Genomic DNA, 19,510 nt, shown 5'->3' with positions numbered 1-19,510 from the left:
CGGACAGACCTGAAGAAGGAGAGAGCAGCACGATGGAGGACGCGTCCGCGACAGGCGGCGATGACAATCTTGCCGACGGGCCGCCCGCCCAGCGGGCCGGCAACGGGCCAACGCTGCATCAGCTGCGCATCTTCCGCGCCGTCGCCAGCGCCGAGACGCTGACGCGCGCCGCCAAGGATCTCGGCCTCACCCAGCCCACGCTGTCGCTGCAGCTCGGCAAGCTAGAGCTGACCATCGGCACCCGGCTCTTCCACCGCCGCCCCGGCGAGATGGAGCTGACCGAGGCGGGGCGCTTCCTGCTGCCGCATGTCGACGAGATGCTGCGTATCCTCTTCGAGGCCGAAGACGGGCTCGCGCGGTTTCGCGGCGACCATCAGCCGGTCATCCGGCTGGCGGGGCTCGATTCCGTCTTGCGGCACGTGCTGCCGATGGCCGTGGGCCAGGTGCAGCCCCAGTTCCCCGATGTCAGCTTCGATATCCGCGAAAGCGCGCCCGCCGAGGTGATCGAGCTGCTGCATACAAGGCGGATCAACGCCGGCCTCGTTGCCGCCAATTCGCTGAGCGGCAACATGCTGGGCGATTTCGACCAGGTGCCGGTGATGGAGGATCCGTATGTCCTCGTCGTGCCGGAATTTCTGAACCTTGACGGTGTCACCGACCCCGAGAACGAGTTGTCGGCGGAGCAGCGGCAGGTGCTGCGCCGCTCGGTGCACTTCGTATTCGGCAGCTCGCATGGCACGCGGGTGGGCGATTGGTACGACCGGCTTCTGCCGGGGCACCACCCCATCGCCCGCTGCCGCAGCTTCGAGACCGCGCTCAGCTTCGCGCGGGCCGGGACGGGCGTGTGCATCGCGCCGGCCCTGGCGACGAATGTGCTGCCCAATTCGGCCGGGCTGCGCCGGTATATCCTGAACGTCCCGCCCCGGCGCGTGGTGGCCCTCGTCCTGTCCCAGCAGCGGCGGCTGGAGCCGCTGGCGACGCTGGTCGGCTGCCTGCAGGAGGCGGGGGCGAGCTTCACCTTCGACGGCCTGCTGTCGACCCCGCCGTTCCTGTCGGCCTCGCTCCGCCAGCGCAGCGAGTGACAGTTCAGCGTGGGGGCTAGAGAGCACCCTCCCGCCGGGGTTCGGCGCCAAACCCCGCCGGGCGGTCGATAAAGTCGCGCACAAAGGCCGAGCGGGGCGCGCTGGTGATCTCTTCGGGCGTTCCGACCTGCTCGATGCGGCCCATGGACATGACGACGACGAGATCGGCGAGCGCCATGGCCTCTTCCTGGTCATGCGTCACGAAGAGGCTCGTCAGCCCGGTCGCGTCATGCACCTCGCGGAGGCCCGCGCGCAGCTCCTTGCGGACCTTGGCGTCGAGCGCGCCGAAGGGCTCGTCGAGCAGCAGCATCTTCGGCTCGATGGCCAGAGCCCGGGCGAGGGCGACCCGCTGGCGCTGCCCGCCGGAGAGCTGGGCGGGGAAGCGGCTGCCGATCTCGGGCAGGCGGATCATCTCCAGCAGCTGCGTGACGCGGCGCCGGATCTCGGCCTCTGCCGGGCGGCGGCTGCGGGGCAGGGCGCGCGGGCCGTAGGCGATGTTCTCGAACACCGTCATGTGCCGGAACAGCGCGTAGTTCTGAAAGACGAAGCCCGCCCGCCGCTCCTGCACCGTCAGTCCCGTTCCGTCGCGCCCGTCGAAGAGCAGGCGCCCGGAGGTCGGTGTCTCCAGCCCCGCGATGATGCGCAGCAGCGTCGTCTTGCCCGAGCCCGACGGGCCAAGCAGGGCGACCAGCGCGCCGTCGGGCACGGAGAGGCGCACGGGGTGCAGCGCCGCGGTGGTGCCGAAGGTCTTGGCGATGTCCTGAATCTCGATGTTCATGGGCTCTCTCCTAATGCCGGCGGGTGGCGGCGATGAGGTCGGCGTGGCGCCATTCCAGCAGCGCTTTCAGGCCGAGCGTGACGAGGGCGAGCAGCGCCAGAAGCGCGGCCAGCGAGAAGGCGGCGACGGAGAGATACTCGTTGTAGAGCATCTCGATCATGATCGGCATGGTGGTGGTTTGCCCCCGGATCTTGCCGGAGACGACGGCGACGGCGCCGAACTCGCCCATCGCCCGGGCATTGCAGAGGAGCACCCCGTAGAGCAGTGCCCAGCGAACGTTGGGCAGCGTCACCGTGCGGAAAGCGCGCCAGCCACGGGCGCCGAGGGTGAGGGCGGCCTCTTCCTCGGCGCGGCCCTGCTCCATCATCACCGGGATCAGCTCGCGGGCGACGAAGGGGAAGGTGACGAAGAGGGTGGCGAGGATGATCGCCGGCAGCGCGAAGACGATGCGGATGTCATGCGCCACCAGCCAAGGGCCGAGCGCCCCATGGGCGCCGAAGAGCAGGATCAGCGACAGGCCGACGACGACGGGCGAGACCGAGAAGGGCAGGTCGATCAGCGTGATCAGCACCGCCTTGCCGCGAAAGTCGAACTTGGCGATGGCCCAGGCGGCGGCGAGGCCGACGGCCGCGTTGAGCGGCAGGGCCACCAGCGCTGTCGTAAGCGTCAGCCGGATCGCCGCCCGCGCGTCGGGCTGCGAAATGGCGGCGAGAAGGGCGAGGGGGCCGTCGGCCAGCGCCTCGGTGAAGACGATTGCCAGCGGCGCGATCAGCAGGATGCCGGTCAGGGCCATGACGGTCACGATCAGCGCCCAGCGGGCGAAGGGCGCCTCGGTGATCGCCGACCGGCTGCGCCGCTGCCGCCGGGGCGGGGCGACAGCCACGGGGGTGAGCAGAGCGTCAGACATGTCCGATCCTCCGGCGGCTCCAGACCTGGAGCAGGTTGATGGCGAGCAGCATGGCGAAGGAGATCAGCAGCATCGCAAGGCCGATCGACGCGGCAGCGTCGTAATCGAACTCCTCCAGCCGGATGACGATGAGCAGGGGGGCGATCTCCGTCAGGTTGGGCAGGTTGCCGGCGATGAAGATGACCGAGCCGTATTCGCCAACGGCGCGGGCAAGGGCGAGCGCGAAGCCGGTGAGGATCGCCGGTGTCAGCACCGGAAGCACCACGCGGGCAAGCGTGCGCGCCCGGCTGGCGCCCAGCGTGGCGCTGGCCTCCTCCGTCTCCACCTCGATCTCGGCGATGACGGGTTGGACCGTGCGCACCACGAAGGGCAGGCCCACGAAGATCAGCGCCATCCAGATGCCGAGCTCGGTATAGGCGACCTGAATGCCGAGCGGGGCGAGGATCTGCCCGAAGGCGCCGTTGGGCGCATAGAGCGCCGTCAGCGCGATGCCGGCCACGGCTGTCGGCAGGGCAAAGGGCAGGTCGACCGCCGCATCCACCAGCCGGCGGCCGGGAAAGCGGTAGCGCGCCAGCACCCAGGCGAGGGCGGTGCCGAAGACCATGTTGATGGCCGAGGCGACCAGCGCCGCCCGGAACGACAGCAGCAGAGCATGCATCACCCGGCGACTGCCGAGGTGGCCGGCCAGCTCCGCCGGCCCCATCGCCACCCCGCGCCCGACGAGCGCGCCGAGCGGGAGGAGCACGATGATGCCGAGCGCCGCCAGCGTGATGCCCATCGCCAGGCCGAAACCGGGCAACGGCGAGGGGGCGCGGAGGGTGCGGGAGCGCATGGGTCTCACTCCTCGTAGATCTGGTCGAAGATGCCGCCCGCGCCGAAGAAGGCGGGCTGCGCCTCGGCCCAGCCGCCGAAATCCTCGATGCCGAAGAGCTCGATCTCGGGGAAGCGGGCGATATCCTCCTCCGCCGCGGCGGAGGTGTCCCAGGCGCGATAGTAGTACTGCAGGGCCAGGGCCTGCGCCTCGGGGGCGTAGAGCTGCTCCAGATAGGCGGTGGCGGCGGCGCGCTGGGCGTCGTCGGTAAGGTTCGCCTCGACCAGCGCCACCGGCGGGTCGGCGCGGATGGAGAGGGAGGGGACGACGATGTCGAACTGGTCCTCGCCCATCTCGGCGAGGGCGAGGAAGGCCTCGTTTTCCCATGTCAGCAGAACGTCACCGACGCCGCGCTGGGTGAAGGTGGTCGTGGCGCCCCGAGCGCCAGAATCTAGCACCGGGACATGGGCAAAGAGCTCCGTCACATAGGCACGGGCGCTCTCTTCGCTGCCGCCCTCCTGTCGCAGGGCCCAGCCCCAGGCGGCGAGGACGTTCCAGCGCGCGCCGCCGGAGGTTTTGGGGTTCGGCGTGATCACCTGGACGCCGTCGCCCACGAGGTCGCCCCAATCGGCGATGCCCTTCGGGTTCCCCTCGCGGACGAGGAAGACGATGGTCGAGGTGTAGGGCGAGGAATTGTGCGGCAGGCTCGCCTGCCAGTCGGCCGGCAGATTGCCCGTCGCCTCGGCGATGGCGTCGATGTCGGAGGCGAGGGCTAGCGTCACCACCTGCGCCCCCAGCCCGTCGATCACTGCCCGCGCCTGCGCGCCGGAGCCGCCATGGCTTTGCTCGATTGTGACGGGCTCGTTGCCCTGCGCCTGCCACCAGGCGGCGAACCACTCGTTGTAGGCGCGGTAGAATTCGCGCGTGGGATCGTAGGAGACGTTGAGCAGCGTCGTGTCGGCGAAGACGGGCGTGACCACGGCGGTGCTGGCGGCGAGCGCGGCGGCGATGCCGGCATGGAGCTTTGTCATGATGCTGATCCTTGTTGGAGGCCGGTTCAGGCCTGCGGGCTGCCGAGCGGGTCGATCCGCGGCTCCCATTGCGCCCTGTCGCGGCCGGCCATGAGCTCGCGCACGGCATCGTCGGGGTCGCGGGTGAAGAGGGCGAGGACCGACCCGTTCACGCGCAGGGGCGCTCCGGTCCGTCTGTCCATCAGGCGCACGAGGCAGGTGCGGCCAGAGATATGTTCCGGGCTTGGCATGCTGTCTGTCTCCCTTCGTTCGGGCCGATCACTCGGCTTACAACAATAAATCTACCGGATTTATCGTGTTTATAGGGAGAGGGCGCCATGCTCCGGGATGGCAGGTCAGGGAAAGATCATTCTCCGGCGAGAGAGCCGTGCAGCGCGTCTGTTCTTTTGTCGCGCTCCAGCAGGTCCTGCAGGGTCAGCGATTCGATGAGCAGCAGGTAGCTCCAGAAGACTTCGCCGAAGACCTTGCGCAGGCGGCATGTCTCTTCGTCGGGGCAATCCTCGCAACGGCGGTAGGCCGTGCGGGAAAGGCAGGGCAGGGGCGCGATGGGCCCGTCGGTCAGCCGCAGCAGCTCGCCGAGCGGGATGCGCTTGGCCGGCCGGGCGAGCAGATAGCCGCCGTTGCGCCCGCGCCGCGCGGCCAGATAGCCCGCCTTGCGCAGATCGAGCAGGATATGTTCGAGAAAGCGCTTCGGCGTGCCGGCCTGGGCCGCGATCTGCTCGATGGTCAGCGCCTCGCCCTCGGGCAGCTCGCCGAGAGCCATCATCGCCTTGAGCGCGTACTTCGTTTTCTGCGTGAACATGGGGTGATCCTAGACACGAAATCCCGCCCGGAACAGTCGTGTTGCCAGAAACCGCAGTAAACCGATAGAGATTTGGGTGCGGGAGTGCCCCGCAAGGAGGTCTGCCATGCAGCTCGACCGCACCGATCGCCGCATCGTCGCCGCCCTGATGGCGGATGCGACGATCACCACGGCGAAGCTGGCAGAGATGGTGGGCCTGTCGCCCACGCCCTGCTGGAAGCGGGTGCAGCGCCTGCAGGAGCAGGGGGTGATTCTCGGCCGCGTGGCGCTGGTGGCGCCGGAAAAGCTGGGCTTCGCGCTTTGCATCTTCGCGGAGGTCGAGGCGCCGGAGCAGACCTCGGCCTGGCGCCGTGCCTTCGGCAAGGCGGTGGCCGAAATACCCGAGGTCATCGAAGCGCACCGCGTCGCCGGCGGCTTCGACTACATGCTGCGCATCGTGGCGCGAGACGTAGCGCATTACGACGAGATCTGCCGCCGGCTCGCCGACGCCATCCCCCTGCGCAACATCACCTCGCTCTTCGTGCTGGAGAATGTCAAACGCGCGGGCGCCCTGCCGATGGACCTGAAGGAGTAGAGCGGGGGGCCCCCGGCGCGGTTACCGGCTCATCTGTTGCAATTCGTTCAGCGCGGCGTCCAGCATGCCGGGGTCGACCTCTTCGATCACCCGGATGTTGCCGGGATCGAGCTGGTCGATGCCCCGGAACAGATCGTCGGGCAGCGGGTCGGTCACGCCGTCGCTCAGCACTAGGATATCGCGAATCTGCTCCCACTCGAGGCCGTCCAGAAGCACCGGCTCGTCATTTCGGCCCGGCAAGATCACCGTGGACTCGCAGCGAGCCTTCGCCGCCAGGAAACCGGCGACGAACGTCATGCGCTCGCCCTGCCCGAGCACGAACTCTGCCGCCTCGTCCAGCACGTTTGGGGCGGACTCCGCGGGGAAGAAAGCACGGTGCGCCGATTCAAGCTGGCGTCCAGCGGCTTCGAGAGCTGAAAGCCGCTCGACGATCTGCCCGTACCGCGCGCGTTCCGGGATCGCATCGGGGTCGACGCCGTCGCGATACATGCTGGCGACAAATCTACCGGGGAGGCCGTCGGCGACGACGATGCAGCTCGGGATCTCTACCTCGGTCAATTCGGGGTCGACGCCCAGCAGGATGGCTGCAGGCGAGGCCGGCCGCTCGAACGTGTGAGTGAAGGAGTTGATGCGGCGCGACAGCTCGTCTTCCGTGACGATGAACGTCAGCATATCGGTGATCGCGTCTGGCAGGTCGGTCCGCGCGGCCGTCAGCTCGCTCTCATAGGCGGCCAGCGCCGCGGGCAGCACGGCGCCGGCGACGTCCATCGGCGTCACGTCGGCACCAAGGGCCGCCACATCGGCACCCACGGCCTCCGGCGCGCCCGGGTACAGCCGTTCGGCGAGCGCCTGCGGCCAGATCTCGGCGACCTCCTCATAGCCCTCGGGGATGTCCAGCGGGATCACGAGGTAGGCAGGCACGCCCCAGCCTGTCACCCGGTTGACATAGCGCCAGTCTTCCGACGTGCGGGCCCACATTTCGGTGAAAAAGTCGTAATACCCGAGCGCCTTGGCCGAGGAGTGAAACCCGGCCTGTGCGAGCCGCACATTCGCGTCGATCAACGGCCGCGCCTCGCCGCAATTTATGCCCGTTCTCAACCCAACTGCGCGGCCCATAGACCGGCCGAAGAGCTCGATGCCAGAGACCGTGAACGCGCTGGCGAGGGCGACGGCCTGCCCGGGCAAGGAAAAGACGTCCTCGATGCGGTCCACATTCCAGTCGAGCGCCTCCCAGACCCTTCCTACTTCCGTTCCGGCGCGGCCGAGGTCCGAGAACATCCCGAAGACTGTCGCGATCACCCAGTCACCGAGGTCGAGGCCAGACATCTGGTTCGGCGGGCCGACGCGGCCGGAGACGAAATCGCTCGACAGCTCGCTCGTCACTCCGGTGACTGCGTTGACAGAGGCGGCGATGGAGCGGCGATGCTCGAACATCAGCTCATAGTGACACTGGCGGTCGTCCTTCAGGTCGAACCGGCTGAAGGAAATCTCGGCGCTCTCGCCGGTCTGCCATTCGGATTTGGAAACCTGCGCGCTGTAGCGGATCACCAGGCGGTGGTGCGTGCCGTCGGCAGCGATGACCAGAAAGGTCAGATCGGTCTGCTGTGCGGGGTAGGGGTGAAACACGCCTTGCTGGGCAGAGGCACCGGTGGCGCTAAGAGCAAGGGCGAGCGCGGCGAATGTCTTAAGTATCTGTCGCAGGGGACCAGCCTCCCAAATGGGTGAAAACTGGCACACGATTCCGTGAAGATCAACTTTTTCGGGGCTTCGCGAGTGATGCCACTGACCGCGTCCACTAGAGCGGCCCCTGAAAACGCAACGCGGCCGCCCGGCATCCCGGACGGCCGCTTGGCACATTCTCCCGCCGCTCAGCTGTGGCGGATCTCTGTGCCGAGCACCTTCAGGCATTCGCGCATGAAGGCGGCCAGCGCCGTCCAGCCCTTGGCGGAGACCATGTTGCCGTCGACATAGGCCTCCTTGGGGTCGGCGTCGTAAAAGGTGCCGCCGACGGCGACCACCTCGGGCGCGCAGGCGCCGAGGCCGGCGACGGTGCGGCCCTTCAGAACGCCCGGCACCGCCATCAGGATCTGCACGCCGTGGCAGATGGTGAAGATCGGCTTCCCGGTGTCGTGGAAGTGCTTCACGATCGCCTGCACGCGCGGATCGGTGCGGATGTACTCCGGCCCCCGCCCGCCGGCGGCGTAGACGGCATCGTAGCTGTCGAGCTCGGCCTCGGCCTCGGAGAAGGTCTTGTTGATCTCGGCGTTGTGGCCGGGCTTTTCCGTATAGGTCTGGTGGCCTTCGAAATCGTGCAGCGAGGTGGCGATGACCTCGCCGGCGCTCTTGTCGGGGCAGACGACGTGAACCGTGTGGCCCACGGCCTCCATCCCCTGCTGGTAGACGTAAATCTCGTATTCCTCGGTGAATTCACCGCACAGCATGAGGATCTTCTTGCCGCTCATCTGCTCTCTCCTGAATTGGGTCGCGGGGTCGCCCGGCCGCTGACCGGCCGGGCGAGGTTGGGCTCAGAACGGCGAGTCGGGGAAGTAGAACTGCTCGGCGTTCTCGGGCGTGATGAGCGGCGCATCCAGAAGGAAGGACCCGCGCATCGGCGCCTGGCCGGCGAATTGCGCCGCCGTCATGTACATGGCCGAGGCGATCATCGACGGCGGGTAGGGGGTGGAGATGGGCGTGCGCTCGTCGCCGTCCATCACCATCTCGATCACCTGCTTCATGCCGTTGCCGCCGAGGGCGTATTGCACATCCGTCCGCTCCGCCATGTCGACCGCTTCGAGCACGCCGAGGAGCATGTCGTCATCGTTCGCCCAGACGGCGTCGATGTTGGGGTAGCGGGCGAGGTAGTCCTGCATCAGCGTGAAGGCCTCATCCTGGTTCCAGTTGGCGTACTGGATGTCGAGGATCTCGATGTTCGACTGCTCGATCACCTCCTGGAAGCCCTGGATGCGCTCGTCGTCGATGACCGTCGGGATGCCGCGCAGCACCACGATCTCGCCCTCGCCGCCGAGCTTGTCGACGAGCCATTCGGCGGTGTTGGCGCCCACGGCGATGTTGTCGCCAGCAACGTAGAGATCCTGGATCGAGGGATCGGAGAGGCCACGGTCCACCACGGTGATGAAGGTGCCGCCCTGGGCGACCGTCTCCACCGGGCCGGTCAGCTCTTCAGAGGTGAAGGGCAGGATGACCAGCGCGTCGAGATCGTTGGTGGCCGACAGATCCTCCAGCGCCGAGACCTGCGCCGTGGCGGAGGAGGCGGTGGAGACGATGACGTCGATGTTCGGGTAGGCGGCCTCGATCTGCTGCTCGGCCTGCTCGGCGTGGTAGACGACGCCGCCGGTCCAGCCATGGGTGGCGGCGGGGATCGACACGGCGATGGTGAAGTCGATGTCCTGCGCGTGCACGGCGGCGCCGGTGGCAGCCCCCGCCGCGAGCGTGGCGGCGGAGAGCAGCAGGCGCGTCCTTGTCTGGATAGTCATGTTTCGTTTCCTCCCTGTTGAAATCGTCACCCGCGCTCAGCGGGCGTTCGTGAAGCGGTGCGCAAGCATGGCGATGATGATGATCGCGCCCTGCACCGCGGCCACGAGGTATTCAGACACCATGTCCGACAGGACCATGACGTTCGCGATGACCTCGAGGATGAGTGCGCCGGCGACGGAGCCCAGGACGCGGCCCTTGCCGCCGCGCAGGAGCGTTCCGCCGATGACGACAGCCGTGATGACCTGAAGCTCCCAGAGCTGGCCGGTGGTCGGCGTGGCGGCGCCGAGGCGCGGCACGTAGCAGATGGCGGCGACGGCCACGCAGAAGCCCTGGATGACGAAGGCCATCGTGCGCACCCGCCCGACATGCACGCCCGAGAAGCGGGCGACATCGTCGCTGGAGCCGGCGGCGGTGACGCGGCGCCCGTACTTCGTGCGGTAGAGCAGGAAGCTGCCGACCGCGATGACGACGATGGTCATCAGGACGGGGTAGGGGATGCCGAGGAAATCGCCGAAGTAGACGGGCCGGTAGGCCTCGCGCAGCGAGCGGTCGATGGGGATCGAGCCGCCGTCGGAGAGAAAGGTGATGAAGGCGCGGAAGATGCCCATCGTGCCGAGCGTGACGATGAAGGGTTCTATCCTGCCCACCGTCACGATCACGCCGTTGAGCAGCCCGCAAAGCGAGCCCACCACCAGCGCCACCCCGGCCCCGGCGAGGATGGCCCAGTTGCCCAGGGCGGGCACCATGGCGTTCATCGACATGATCATGATGCCGGTGACGAAGGCCATCATCGAGCCGACCGACAGGTCGAGCCCGCCCGAGGCGATCACGAAGGTCGCGCCGACGGCGATGATGGCGATGAAGGCGCTGCGCGTGACGACGTTCAAGAGGTTGTTGGCCGACAGGAAGTTGCTGTTGATCAGCGCGCCGAGGATCACGATGACCGCCAGCGCGATGAAGGGCGCCAGCTCTCCCCAGCGGATGCCCTGGCGGCGCTTCCCCGGCGCCGCTGTGATGTCTGCCGTGCTGCTCATGCGATTGCTCTCCCCCCGGTCCGGTCGCGGCTGCTGGCCGCGGCGTAGACCACCTTCTGTTCCGTGATCTCCTCGCCCGTCAGCTCCGCCACGAAGCGGCCGCCGCGCATCACGAGCACCCGGTCGGCGAGGCCGACCAGCTCGGGCAGTTCCGACGAGATGACCACGCAGGCCTTGCCCGCCTGCACCAGCGCGTCGATGAACTTGTAGATCTCGCTCTTGTTGCCGATATCGATGCCGCGCGTCGGCTCATCGATGATGACGACCGACGGGTCGGTCATCATGACCTTGGCGAGCAGCAGCTTCTGCTGGTTGCCGCCCGAAAGCTGGCCTGCCTCCAGCGTCAGGGCACGCACGCGGATGTCGTATTCCTCGACGGCCTCGCGCAGGGCACGGGTCTCGCCGCCGCGGTCGAGCATGATGCCGGGGCTGACGCTGTCGAGCGCCTGCAGGGTCAGGTTCGGCGCCAGCCGCTCACGCAGGAGCAGGCCTTTGCCCTTGCGATCCTCCGTCAGGTAGACGAGCCCGGCCTGCATCATAGCCTCGACGCTGGGCCGAGCGATGGCGGTGCCGTTCACTTGGATCGAAGCGGCATGGCTGGGCCGCAGCCCCATCAGCCCCTCGATCAGCTCGGTCCGCCCGGCGCCGATCATGCCACCGATGCCCAGCACCTCGCCGGGGCGCACCTCGAACGAGGCCTCGACCTTGCCGTGATCGACTGAAAGGTCCTTCACCACGAGCAGGGGGGCGGCGGAGGAGGCGCCGCGCTTGGGCGGGTAGAGCATCGAGAGCTCGCGCCCGACCATCAGCTCGGCCATCTGGCGCTGGTCCAGCTCCGAGGCCGGCCATGTGCCGATCATCTCGCCGTCGCGCAGCACCGTCACCCGGTCGGCCAGCTGCTCGACCTCTTCCAGCCGGTGCGAGATGTAGAGGACGGCGACGCCCTGGCTGCGGAGCGTCTCCACCACGACGATCAGCGCCTCGACCTCCTCGTTCGCCAGCATGGCGGTGGGCTCGTCGAGGATCACCACCTTGCGGTCGTCGAGCAGGGCGCGGGCGATCTGGATGAGCTGCTGCTGGGCGAGCGGCATGTCGGAGACGATGTCGGCCGGGTGCGCATTGGCGCCGACGCGGGCCAGCACCTCGGCGGTGCGGCGGTTCATGGCGCGGTCGTCCACCATCAGCCCGCGCGTCAGCTCGCGGCCGAGAAAGAGGTTCTGCGCCACACTCAGATCGGGGGCGAGCAGGATCTCCTGGTGCACCAGCACCACGCCCGCCGCCTCGGCCTGCACGGAATCGGCGAAGTCGACGCGGGTGCCGTCCATCTCCAGATGGCCTGCCGTGGGGCGGGCATGGCCGGAGAGCAGGCGCATCAGCGTGGACTTGCCGGCGCCGTTCTCGCCGATGATCGCGTGCACCTCGCCGGGGCGGATATCGAGGGTGACATCCTTCAGCACGGTGATCGGCCCATAGGCCTTCGCCAGCCCGTCGGCCCGCAGGACGGGCAGGGCGGCGGTGTCAGCCTTGGCGTGCACGGCGGCGTTCATTCGAAGGCCGCCGCCAGCCGGTCGCGCGAGCGCGCGATATGATCGTGCATCGCCGCGTGGGCGGCATCGGCATCGCCGGCGCGGAAGGCTTCGAGCAGGCGCTCGTGCTCTTCCAGTGCCTCCTGCGTGACGCGGGAATGGAACATCAGGCGGAAGATGTGCAGGTGCACATGCTGGTCGGTCAGCGCCTGCCGGACGGTCTCGTTATCGGCGATCTTCAGGATCTCTTCGTGGAACTGCGCATCCGCCCGGGCGAAGCGTGAATAACGGCTGTTGCGGTCGACCGGCTGCTCGCCCTTCTCCATGTCGGCGGCGGAGAGTTCGAGGCGGTGCAGCAGCTCGGGCGTGAGGTTCAGGCAGGCCTGACGGGCGCTCTCGGGCTCCACCATCAGGCGGAACTTGTAGAGATCGTCGAACTGCTTGTGGGTGAGCTGCGGGGCGGCGGAATAGCCGATGAGATGCGCCTTGCGCACCAGCCCCTCGCGCTCCAGCCGGGCGAGGGCTTCACGGACAGGCGTCTGGGAGACGTTGAGCTCGCGGGCCAGCCCGTCGATGGGCAGGCGGGCGCCGGGCGGAATCTCAAGCGACATCAGCCGCTCGTAGATCCGCTCATGCACGCCGTCGACGATGCTCGGCGGGCGCACAAGGCTGCCTTTTCCTGCTCTCTCCGTAGCGACTGCCACCCCGGTCCTCCCCCCGATCAGCGTCCTTGACAGGGCAGACCTTAACACCGATAGGATATCGAATGTCAAATGCAATATCATATACGATATGGTCTGGCGGGGCTGTAAGCTCTGCAGAGCGGGCGTCAGGGCATTGAAATAACGCGGCAATTCCGGGTGGGCTCACGCCGCCGGAATTGCCGGACGAACGAGGGAGGGCCGCCCGGCCGTGCCAGATGGCGGGCGGGCCGGCGCGAAGGTTGGAGGAGAAGACCATGGCGATATTCGGCACGATCAGGGCCCCGAGAGAGCTGATCTTCGGGGCAGGCCAGCGCCGCTCGCTCGGGCCCATCGCGGCGGGTCTCGGCAAGCGCGCGCTGATCGTGACGGACGAGCGCCTCGCCGGCGATGCAGACTTCCTCCAGATGGTGGCCGATCTGGAAGGGGCGGGCCTCGCCACGCAGGTCGATGCCTCCACGCTGCCCGACGTGCCCGTCGCCACTGCCATCGCCAGCGCCGAGGCGGCGAAGGACTTCCAGCCCGATCTGGTCATCGGCGTCGGCGGCGGCTCCTGCCTCGACATGGCCAAATGCGTGGCGCTGCTGCTCAGCCACGGCGGCAAGCCGCAGGATTACTACGGCGAGTTCATGGTGCCCGGCCCGGTGCTGCCGCTCATCGCCATCCCCACCACCGCCGGCACGGGGTCGGAGGTGACGCCCGTCGCCGTCCTCTCCGACGACGCGCGGCAGCTGAAGGTCGGCATCTCCTCGCCGCATCTCATCCCCACCGCCTCGATCTGCGACCCCGAGCTGACGGCGACCTGCCCGCCGGGCCTGACCGCCATCGCCGGGGCCGACGCGCTGACCCATGCCATCGAGGCCTTCACCGCCATCCGCCGCGAGCCGGTGGCGGGGCTGGCGCAGGAGCGGGTCTTCGTCGGCAAGAACACCACCTCCGACCATTTCGCCCTGCAGGCCATCGCCCTGCTCTGGGAGGGGCTGGAGCGCGCCGTGACCGACGGCAGCGATGCCGAGGCCCGCGCGCAGGTGATGCTGGGTGCCACCAATGCAGGGCTCGCCTTCGGCGTGGCCGGCACCGCCGCCGCCCATGCCATCCAGTACCCGGTCGGGGCGCTGACCCACACGGCGCACGGGGCAGGGGTGGCGTGTCTCATGCCCTATGTCATGGCGTGGAACGCGCCGAAGATCGGGCCGGAGCTGGAGCAGATGGCCGGGGTGATGGGGCTTGGCGGCGGCGCGGATGTCATCCCCGCCATCGCCGCGCTCTTCGCCCGCATCGGCATCCCCGCCACGCTCGCCGATCTCGGCCTCGCGGAGGACAAGCTGGATTGGGTGGCCGAGCAGAGCTGCGGCATCGCCCGGCTCATCCAGAACAACCCCAACCCGCTGCCGCCGGAAGACATGCGCCGCCTCGTCGGCGCCGCCTATCACGGCGAGACCGCCGCCCTGACCGCCTGATCGGAGACCAATATGACGCTCGACACCCCGCACAAAGGCTATGCCGACCCCGCCCTGCATGCGCAGGGGCTCTACATCGGCGGCGAATGGCGCGCCGGCGGCGGCATCCCGGTCACCGATCCCTCCACCGGCGAGACGCTCGCCGAGGTCGCGGATGCGGGCGAGGCGGAGGCCGCCAGCGCCGTCGAGGCCGCCGCCGCCGCAGCGCCCGGCTGGCGGAAGACGCCGCCGCGCCAGCGTTCGGAGATCCTGCGCCGCTGGTTCACCCTGATGACGGAGCATGCCGAGGAGCTGGCGACGCTCATCAGCCTCGAGAACGGCAAGGCGCTGCCCGATGCGCGCGGCGAGGTCGCCTATGCCGCCGAGTTCTTCCGCTGGTACGCCGAGGAGGCGACGCGCATCGGCGGCGAGTTCCGCCACACGCCCTCGGGCGCGCACAACATCCTCGTCGATCACGAGCCCATCGGCATCGCGGTGCTGATCACGCCGTGGAACTTCCCCGCCGCCATGGCCACCCGCAAGATCGGCCCGGCGCTGGCCGCGGGCTGCACGGTGATCCTCAAGCCCGCCTCCGAGACGCCGCTGACCGCCTATGCCATGGCGCGGCTGGGGGAGGAGGCGGGCGTGCCGCCGGGCGTGGTGAACGTGCTGACGACGAGCAACCCCGGCCTGGTGACGGCGGCGATGCTGGCCGACCCCCGGGTGCGCAAGCTCTCCTTCACCGGCTCCACCGGCGTTGGCCGGACGCTGCTGGCCGAGGCGGCGAAGACCGTCGTGAGCTGCTCGATGGAGCTCGGCGGCAACGCGCCCTTCCTCGTCTTCGACGATGCCGATCTGGAGGCGGCGCTGGATGGCGCCATGGTCGCCAAGATGCGCAACGGCGGCGAGGCCTGCACGGCGGCGAACCGCTTCTACGTGCAGGCGGGCATCCACGATGCCTTCGTCGCCGGCCTGACGGAGCGGATGGCCGGCCTCACGCTCGGCGCCGGCTACGAGGACGGCGTGCAATGCGGGCCGATGATCACGGAGAAGGCGGTGGAGAAGATCGACCGGCTGGTCCGCGATGCGGTGGAGCAGGGCGCGACGGCCACGACCGGCGGCGCCCCGCTGGAGCGCGCCGGGCATTACTACCCGCCGACCGTCCTGCAGGACGTGCCCGCCGGCCGCGACATCGCGCGGGAGGAGATCTTCGGCCCCGTCGCCGCCATCAGCCGCTTCGAGACAGAGGAGGAGGCGGTGAGCCTCGCCAACGACACCGAGTACGGTCTGGCCGCTTACGTCTATTCCCGCGACATCATGCGCGCGATGCGGGTGGGCCGCGCCATCGAGACGGGTATGGTGGGCATCAACCGTGGCCTCATGTCCGACCCGGCGGCGCCCTTCGGCGGCGTCAAGCAGAGCGGGCTGGGGCGCGAAGGGGGCGTGACCGGCATCCTTGAGTTCATGGAGCCGAAATACTTCGCCGTGGAGTTCTGAAGATGGCGCCGCCGGATGGCCTCGATCTCTATCGCAACCGGGATTTCATCCCCGATTTCGACAACATCATGGCCGAGACCGAGGCTCGCAGCCGCGAGGTTGCCCGGCAATTTCGCGTCGAACGTGATGTCAGCTACGGGCCCGGGGCCCGGCAGGCCTTCGATCTGATCTTCCCACCCGGCCCCGTTGAGGGCGCGCCGCTGCACATGTTCATCCATGGCGGCTATTGGCGCGCCGGCAGCAAGGAGGCGCATACGCTGGTCGCCGCCCCCGTGGTCGCTGCCGGCGGCATCGCGGCCATCGCCACCTACGAGCTGATGCCACAGACGCGCCTCGCCGCCATCGTGGAGCAGGTGCGCGAGGCGGCGCGCCACCTCGCCTGGATGGCACCGGAGCTGGGCGCCGACCCGGCCCGCTTCACCGTCAGCGGGCATTCGGCGGGGGCACATCTGGCCTCGTTGCTCGCGGCGAAGGCGCCGGGGGATGCGGCGATGCCCGACCTGCCGCCCATCAAGGCGATGCTGCTGGCGAGCGGCATCTACGATCTGACCGGCATCCCCGGCAGTTTCCTGAAGGATGAGGCCGAGATGCGGGAGGACGAGGCCGCGGACTGGTCGCCACTTGCCGCCGATCACCTGGCCGGGCCGCTGCGCGTCATCACCCGCGGCGCGGAAGAGACGGCGCCGTTTCAGGAGCAGGCGGAAGCGCTGGCGGGGCTGCTGGGCCCGGAGGCGGAGCTGCGCCAGGAGGCGGGGCACAACCACCTGTCCATCGTGCTCGACCTCGGCGATCCGGCCGCGCCGCTCGGGGCGCGACTGGCGGAGATGGTGGCGGCGAGCTGAGGGGCGTCCGTCTCCCCGCGCTAGTTCAGTAGAGCGGGGAGGAAGAGCACCAGCGACGGCACCGCGATGGCGATGGCGACGACCACGAGGTCGGCCAGCATGAACGGCAGCACCCCGGCGAAGACCTGCGTGACGCTCACGTATTTGCCCGCCACGTTCTTGATGACGAACACGTTCATCCCCACGGGCGGCGTGATCATCCCGATCTCCAGCAGCTTCACCACCAGCACGCCGAACCAGACGAGGCTGATCTGCTGCGCTTCCAGCACCGGCAGGAAGACGGGCAGGGTGACCAGCATGGCGCCGAAGGGCTCCATGAACGTGCCGAGCACCAGGTAGATCGCCACGATGATGAGCATCAGACCGACGTAGGAGAGGTCGGCCCCCGCGACGGCCTGGGCGATAAAGCCCGACAGGCCCGAGATGCCCAGGAAGCGGGTGAACATCGTGGCGCCGATGCCGATGATTAGCAGCGAGCCGGTGGTGGTGACCGTCTCGATCAGCGAGGTCTTGAAGGCGGCCCAGGTGAGCGAGCGGGTGGCAGCGGCCAGCAAGAGTGTGCCGAGCGCGCCGACGGCGCCGGCCTCTGTCGCCGTGAAGAGGCCGGAGAACAGGCCGCCGAAGACCAGCAGAACTAGCAGCGCGATGGGCAGGATTTTGGCGATTGCGCGGGCGCCCTCGTTGTCGGCCATCTCGCCGCGGTTGGGGATGAGATCGGGCCGCAGCCAGCAGATCACCAGCACCACGGTGCAGTAGGACAGCGCGGTCAGCACGCCGATGGAGATACCTCCGACGAAGACCTGTGTGATCGAGGTCTCGGCGATGACCCCGTAGATGATCATCAGGATCGAGGGCGGGATCAGGGCGCCGATGGTGCCGCCGGCGGCAATGCAGCCCGCGGCGATCGAAGGGTTATAGCCCGCCTTCACCATCTCGGGGATCGCGATGCGCCCCATCGCGGCCGAGCAGGCGAGCGACGAGCCGGAAACGGCGGCAAAGCCCGAGCAGGCGAAGATCGACGAGATCGCCAGACCCCCGGGCAATCGCGCCAGCACCACCTTGGCGGCCTCGAACAGCCCCCCGGTCATGCCGGAGTGGAAGGCGAGAAAGCCCATGAGCAGGAACATCGGCACGGCCGACATCGTCCAGCTGGCGACGAAGGAATAGGGCGTGTTGGCGAGGATGCCGATAGCCGGGTTCACGCCGATCAGCGCTGTGATGCCGCCGAACGAGACGAGGATCAGCGACAGCGCGACCGGCAGGCGCAGAACGAGCAGCAGGGCAAGGATGCCGATGCCCCAGAGGCCGACGTCAACGTTCATCTTGGCGGAGCTCCAGAGCTGCGGACAGGCGCGGCGAGGCAAAGGCCAGCGTGCCGATCAGGCAGGCGGCGGAGGCGACGGTAAAGCCGATGGCCGGGATGTAATAGGAATGCCAGACGGGCATCTGGATGCTCACCAGCTCGACAAAGCTGCCGGTGCGCGTTTCCTTCAGCGCCTTCGGCCAGGTCGACCAGGCGAGCAGGGCATAGGTGCCGGCGGCCACGAGCATCACCACCGCGTCGGAGGCATGGCGCATCCGGTCGCTCAGGGCGAAATCGAGCAGCTCGACAGAGATCATCTGCCGGCGCAGCTCAAGCCAGGCGAGTGGCAGGAAGGCGATGCCGGTCATGTAGTAGCGGGCCACGATCTCGGGCGTCGTGTTCATCGCGATGTTGAAGAGATTGCGCAGGGCCACGTCGAGGCAGATGTGCAGCATCATCGCCACCACGGCGACGGCTCCCACATAGGCCAGCACGCGGCTGATCCATAATGCCAGCTTCGCCAGCGCCTGCATGTCCCCGCTCCCCCCTCAGGATGCCCGGCCCGCCGCGAAGGCGGGCCGGAGCGATTGTCGTTACATTCCGTAGGTTTCGAGATCGACCTTCGACCAGATCTCTTCCTGCGCGCGGGCGGCCAGAGCCTCGGGGTCTTCACCGACCTCTTCGACGATGGCGGTCCACTTTTCCACCAACGCGGCAAAGTCGCCGGCCAGCGGGTTGGCGTCGATGCGGGCCTGGATGTCCTCTTCCGCGAAGGCGTTCGACGCGTCGAGGAAGGCCTGATCGGGCTGGATCACCTCGATGCTGTCGCTTGCCTCGACGGCCTCGGTCGCTTCGGCCGGCAGCTGGAAGGCCCAGCGGTCGGTCAGCTGCGGGTCACCGCGGTTGGCGGCGGCCACGAACTGCTGGCGCTGCTCAAGGCTCATGCCTTCCCACGTGTCGAGCGACGTCGTGAAGTTAGAGGTCACGTGATAGGTGCCGAGCGGGATCATGGTGACATAGGTCGCCACGTCGATCAGCCGGTAGGACAGCATGTCGACGATGGAGGCCATGGTGCCGTCGATGGTGCCCTGGCTCATCGCCTCGAACTGGTCGCCGACGGCGATGTTCACCGGCGTCGCACCGAAATGCTCGGCCCAGCGCGAGTAGGGGGCACCGCCGGAGCGCAGGCGCAGACCCTGCAGGTCTTCCGCCGTGCGGACGGGTGTGGTCGTCAGCAGGACGTAGACGTCGGACGAGCCGGCGCCGAGGAAGACGGAGCCGAAGGTCTTGAACTCTTCCTGGCAGGGCTCGCAGTTGACGCCGAACTCGGTCATCGCCCAGGCCATGGCATGGGGGTTGCGGCCGAGCAGGGCCAGGTCACCGGCTACGCCCGTTTCGGGGAAGTCGGCGGCGAAGTAGAGCGGCAGGCCGTTGGCGACATTGGCGAGGCCGGACTGCAGGGCGTCCTTCACTTGCGGCAGGGCCACGACTTCCGGCCCGAGGATGGTGCCGGTCATCTCGCCACCGGATTCCTCAGAAAGGAATTCGGCGAAATGCTCGTACATGTAATAGGCGGGGTGCGCCGGCGGGGCGGCGGGGGCAAGGCGCAGCTCCTGCGCCTGTGCGGCGCCTCCCAGAAGCGTGCTGGCCAATAGCAGGCCGATAGCTTTTTCCTTGAACATAGTTTC

20 protein-coding genes are annotated in these 19,510 nt (G+C 68.4%); 5 read left to right on the top strand and 15 right to left on the bottom strand.

Annotation, left to right across the window (positions count from 1 at the left end; genetic code table 11):
* Window positions 1-32: 32 nt before the first annotated feature.
* Window positions 33-1,082 (top strand): LysR family transcriptional regulator, encoded by a 1,050-nt coding sequence (locus ACXN5S_RS06710; protein WP_458604629.1) that lies wholly within the window; start codon window positions 33-35, stop codon window positions 1,080-1,082.
* 16 nt (window positions 1,083-1,098) lie between these two features.
* Here ACXN5S_RS06710 and ACXN5S_RS06705 read toward each other — a convergent pair whose 3' ends face one another.
* From ACXN5S_RS06705 to ACXN5S_RS06680, 6 genes are all read right to left on the bottom strand, one after another.
* A complete protein-coding gene (locus tag ACXN5S_RS06705) occupies window positions 1,099-1,860 on the bottom strand; it encodes a sulfate/molybdate ABC transporter ATP-binding protein (RefSeq protein ID WP_458604628.1) in 762 nt (253 codons plus the stop codon).
* Between the two features lie 10 nt (window positions 1,861-1,870).
* Window positions 1,871-2,767: a sulfate ABC transporter permease subunit CysW gene (cysW, locus tag ACXN5S_RS06700; RefSeq protein ID WP_458604627.1), complete on the bottom strand. Its 897-nt coding sequence runs from the start codon at window positions 2,765-2,767 to the stop codon at window positions 1,871-1,873.
* Window positions 2,760-3,599 carry a sulfate ABC transporter permease subunit CysT gene (gene cysT / locus ACXN5S_RS06695; RefSeq protein ID WP_458604626.1) on the bottom strand — a complete coding sequence of 280 codons (840 nt, stop codon included), beginning with the start codon at window positions 3,597-3,599 and terminating at the stop codon, window positions 2,760-2,762. The genes cysW and cysT overlap by 8 nt, the downstream gene beginning before the upstream one ends.
* Window positions 3,600-3,604: 5 nt before the next feature.
* The gene (locus ACXN5S_RS06690; RefSeq protein WP_458604625.1) at window positions 3,605-4,609 is read right to left on the bottom strand and encodes a sulfate ABC transporter substrate-binding protein; all 1,005 of its coding nucleotides are present in this window, start codon (window positions 4,607-4,609) and stop codon (window positions 3,605-3,607) included.
* Between the two features lie 26 nt (window positions 4,610-4,635).
* Window positions 4,636-4,839: a hypothetical protein gene (locus tag ACXN5S_RS06685; protein WP_458604624.1), complete on the bottom strand. Its 204-nt coding sequence runs from the start codon at window positions 4,837-4,839 to the stop codon at window positions 4,636-4,638.
* Between the two features lie 116 nt (window positions 4,840-4,955).
* Entirely contained in the window at window positions 4,956-5,411 is a 456-nt protein-coding gene (locus ACXN5S_RS06680) for an RrF2 family transcriptional regulator (RefSeq protein WP_458604623.1), read from the bottom strand.
* 106 nt (window positions 5,412-5,517) lie between these two features.
* On the opposite strand from ACXN5S_RS06680, the gene ACXN5S_RS06675 reads away from it, so the two are divergent.
* Window positions 5,518-5,985, top strand: coding sequence for an Lrp/AsnC family transcriptional regulator (locus tag ACXN5S_RS06675; RefSeq protein ID WP_458604622.1), 468 nt, complete (start codon window positions 5,518-5,520; stop codon window positions 5,983-5,985).
* Window positions 5,986-6,006: 21 nt separating this feature from the next.
* On the opposite strand, the gene ACXN5S_RS06670 is transcribed toward ACXN5S_RS06675, so the two are convergent.
* The 6 genes from ACXN5S_RS06670 to ACXN5S_RS06645 all read right to left on the bottom strand — a co-directional run bounded on the left by ACXN5S_RS06670 (window position 6,007) and on the right by ACXN5S_RS06645 (window position 12,705).
* The gene (locus ACXN5S_RS06670; RefSeq protein ID WP_458604621.1) at window positions 6,007-7,611 is read right to left on the bottom strand and encodes a hypothetical protein; all 1,605 of its coding nucleotides are present in this window, start codon (window positions 7,609-7,611) and stop codon (window positions 6,007-6,009) included.
* Between the two features lie 242 nt (window positions 7,612-7,853).
* The gene (locus ACXN5S_RS06665; protein ID WP_458604620.1) at window positions 7,854-8,447 is read right to left on the bottom strand and encodes a DJ-1/PfpI family protein; all 594 of its coding nucleotides are present in this window, start codon (window positions 8,445-8,447) and stop codon (window positions 7,854-7,856) included.
* Between the two features lie 63 nt (window positions 8,448-8,510).
* The gene (locus ACXN5S_RS06660; protein WP_458604619.1) at window positions 8,511-9,479 is read right to left on the bottom strand and encodes a substrate-binding domain-containing protein; all 969 of its coding nucleotides are present in this window, start codon (window positions 9,477-9,479) and stop codon (window positions 8,511-8,513) included.
* A 36-nt stretch (window positions 9,480-9,515) separates the two neighbouring features.
* Window positions 9,516-10,514, bottom strand: a complete 999-nt coding sequence (locus tag ACXN5S_RS06655) for an ABC transporter permease (RefSeq protein WP_458604618.1) — start codon at window positions 10,512-10,514, stop codon at window positions 9,516-9,518.
* Entirely contained in the window at window positions 10,511-12,049 is a 1,539-nt protein-coding gene (locus ACXN5S_RS06650; RefSeq protein ID WP_458604617.1) for a sugar ABC transporter ATP-binding protein, read from the bottom strand. The genes ACXN5S_RS06655 and ACXN5S_RS06650 overlap by 4 nt, the downstream gene beginning before the upstream one ends.
* A gap of 8 nt (window positions 12,050-12,057) precedes the next feature.
* Window positions 12,058-12,705, bottom strand: coding sequence for a GntR family transcriptional regulator (locus tag ACXN5S_RS06645; protein ID WP_458604616.1), 648 nt, complete (start codon window positions 12,703-12,705; stop codon window positions 12,058-12,060).
* Between the two features lie 293 nt (window positions 12,706-12,998).
* Here ACXN5S_RS06645 and ACXN5S_RS06640 point away from each other — a divergent pair, with 293 nt between their 5' ends.
* From ACXN5S_RS06640 to ACXN5S_RS06630, 3 genes are read left to right on the top strand one after another with little or no spacing between them, the layout of a single operon-like run.
* Window positions 12,999-14,201 (top strand): iron-containing alcohol dehydrogenase, encoded by a 1,203-nt coding sequence (locus ACXN5S_RS06640; protein ID WP_458604615.1) that lies wholly within the window; start codon window positions 12,999-13,001, stop codon window positions 14,199-14,201.
* Window positions 14,202-14,213: 12 nt separating this feature from the next.
* Window positions 14,214-15,677, top strand: a complete 1,464-nt coding sequence (locus tag ACXN5S_RS06635) for an NAD-dependent succinate-semialdehyde dehydrogenase (RefSeq protein WP_458604614.1) — start codon at window positions 14,214-14,216, stop codon at window positions 15,675-15,677.
* 2 nt (window positions 15,678-15,679) lie between these two features.
* Entirely contained in the window at window positions 15,680-16,519 is an 840-nt protein-coding gene (locus ACXN5S_RS06630; RefSeq protein WP_458604613.1) for an alpha/beta hydrolase, read from the top strand.
* 20 nt (window positions 16,520-16,539) lie between these two features.
* Here ACXN5S_RS06630 and ACXN5S_RS06625 read toward each other — a convergent pair whose 3' ends face one another.
* Genes ACXN5S_RS06625 through dctP form a run of 3 tightly spaced genes read right to left on the bottom strand, consistent with a single transcriptional unit; the run spans window position 16,540 to window position 19,504 of the window.
* Window positions 16,540-17,841, bottom strand: coding sequence for a TRAP transporter large permease (locus ACXN5S_RS06625; protein ID WP_458604612.1), 1,302 nt, complete (start codon window positions 17,839-17,841; stop codon window positions 16,540-16,542).
* Window positions 17,831-18,355: a TRAP transporter small permease gene (locus ACXN5S_RS06620; protein ID WP_458604611.1), complete on the bottom strand. Its 525-nt coding sequence runs from the start codon at window positions 18,353-18,355 to the stop codon at window positions 17,831-17,833. The genes ACXN5S_RS06625 and ACXN5S_RS06620 overlap by 11 nt, the downstream gene beginning before the upstream one ends.
* Before the next feature lie 60 nt (window positions 18,356-18,415).
* Window positions 18,416-19,504 (bottom strand): TRAP transporter substrate-binding protein DctP, encoded by a 1,089-nt coding sequence (gene dctP / locus ACXN5S_RS06615; protein ID WP_458604610.1) that lies wholly within the window; start codon window positions 19,502-19,504, stop codon window positions 18,416-18,418.
* Between the last annotated feature and the right edge of the window lie 6 nt (window positions 19,505-19,510).

This window comes from Pseudoroseicyclus sp. H15, assembly GCF_054353345.1.
This window is presented reverse-complemented; position numbering and strand designations above follow the sequence as displayed.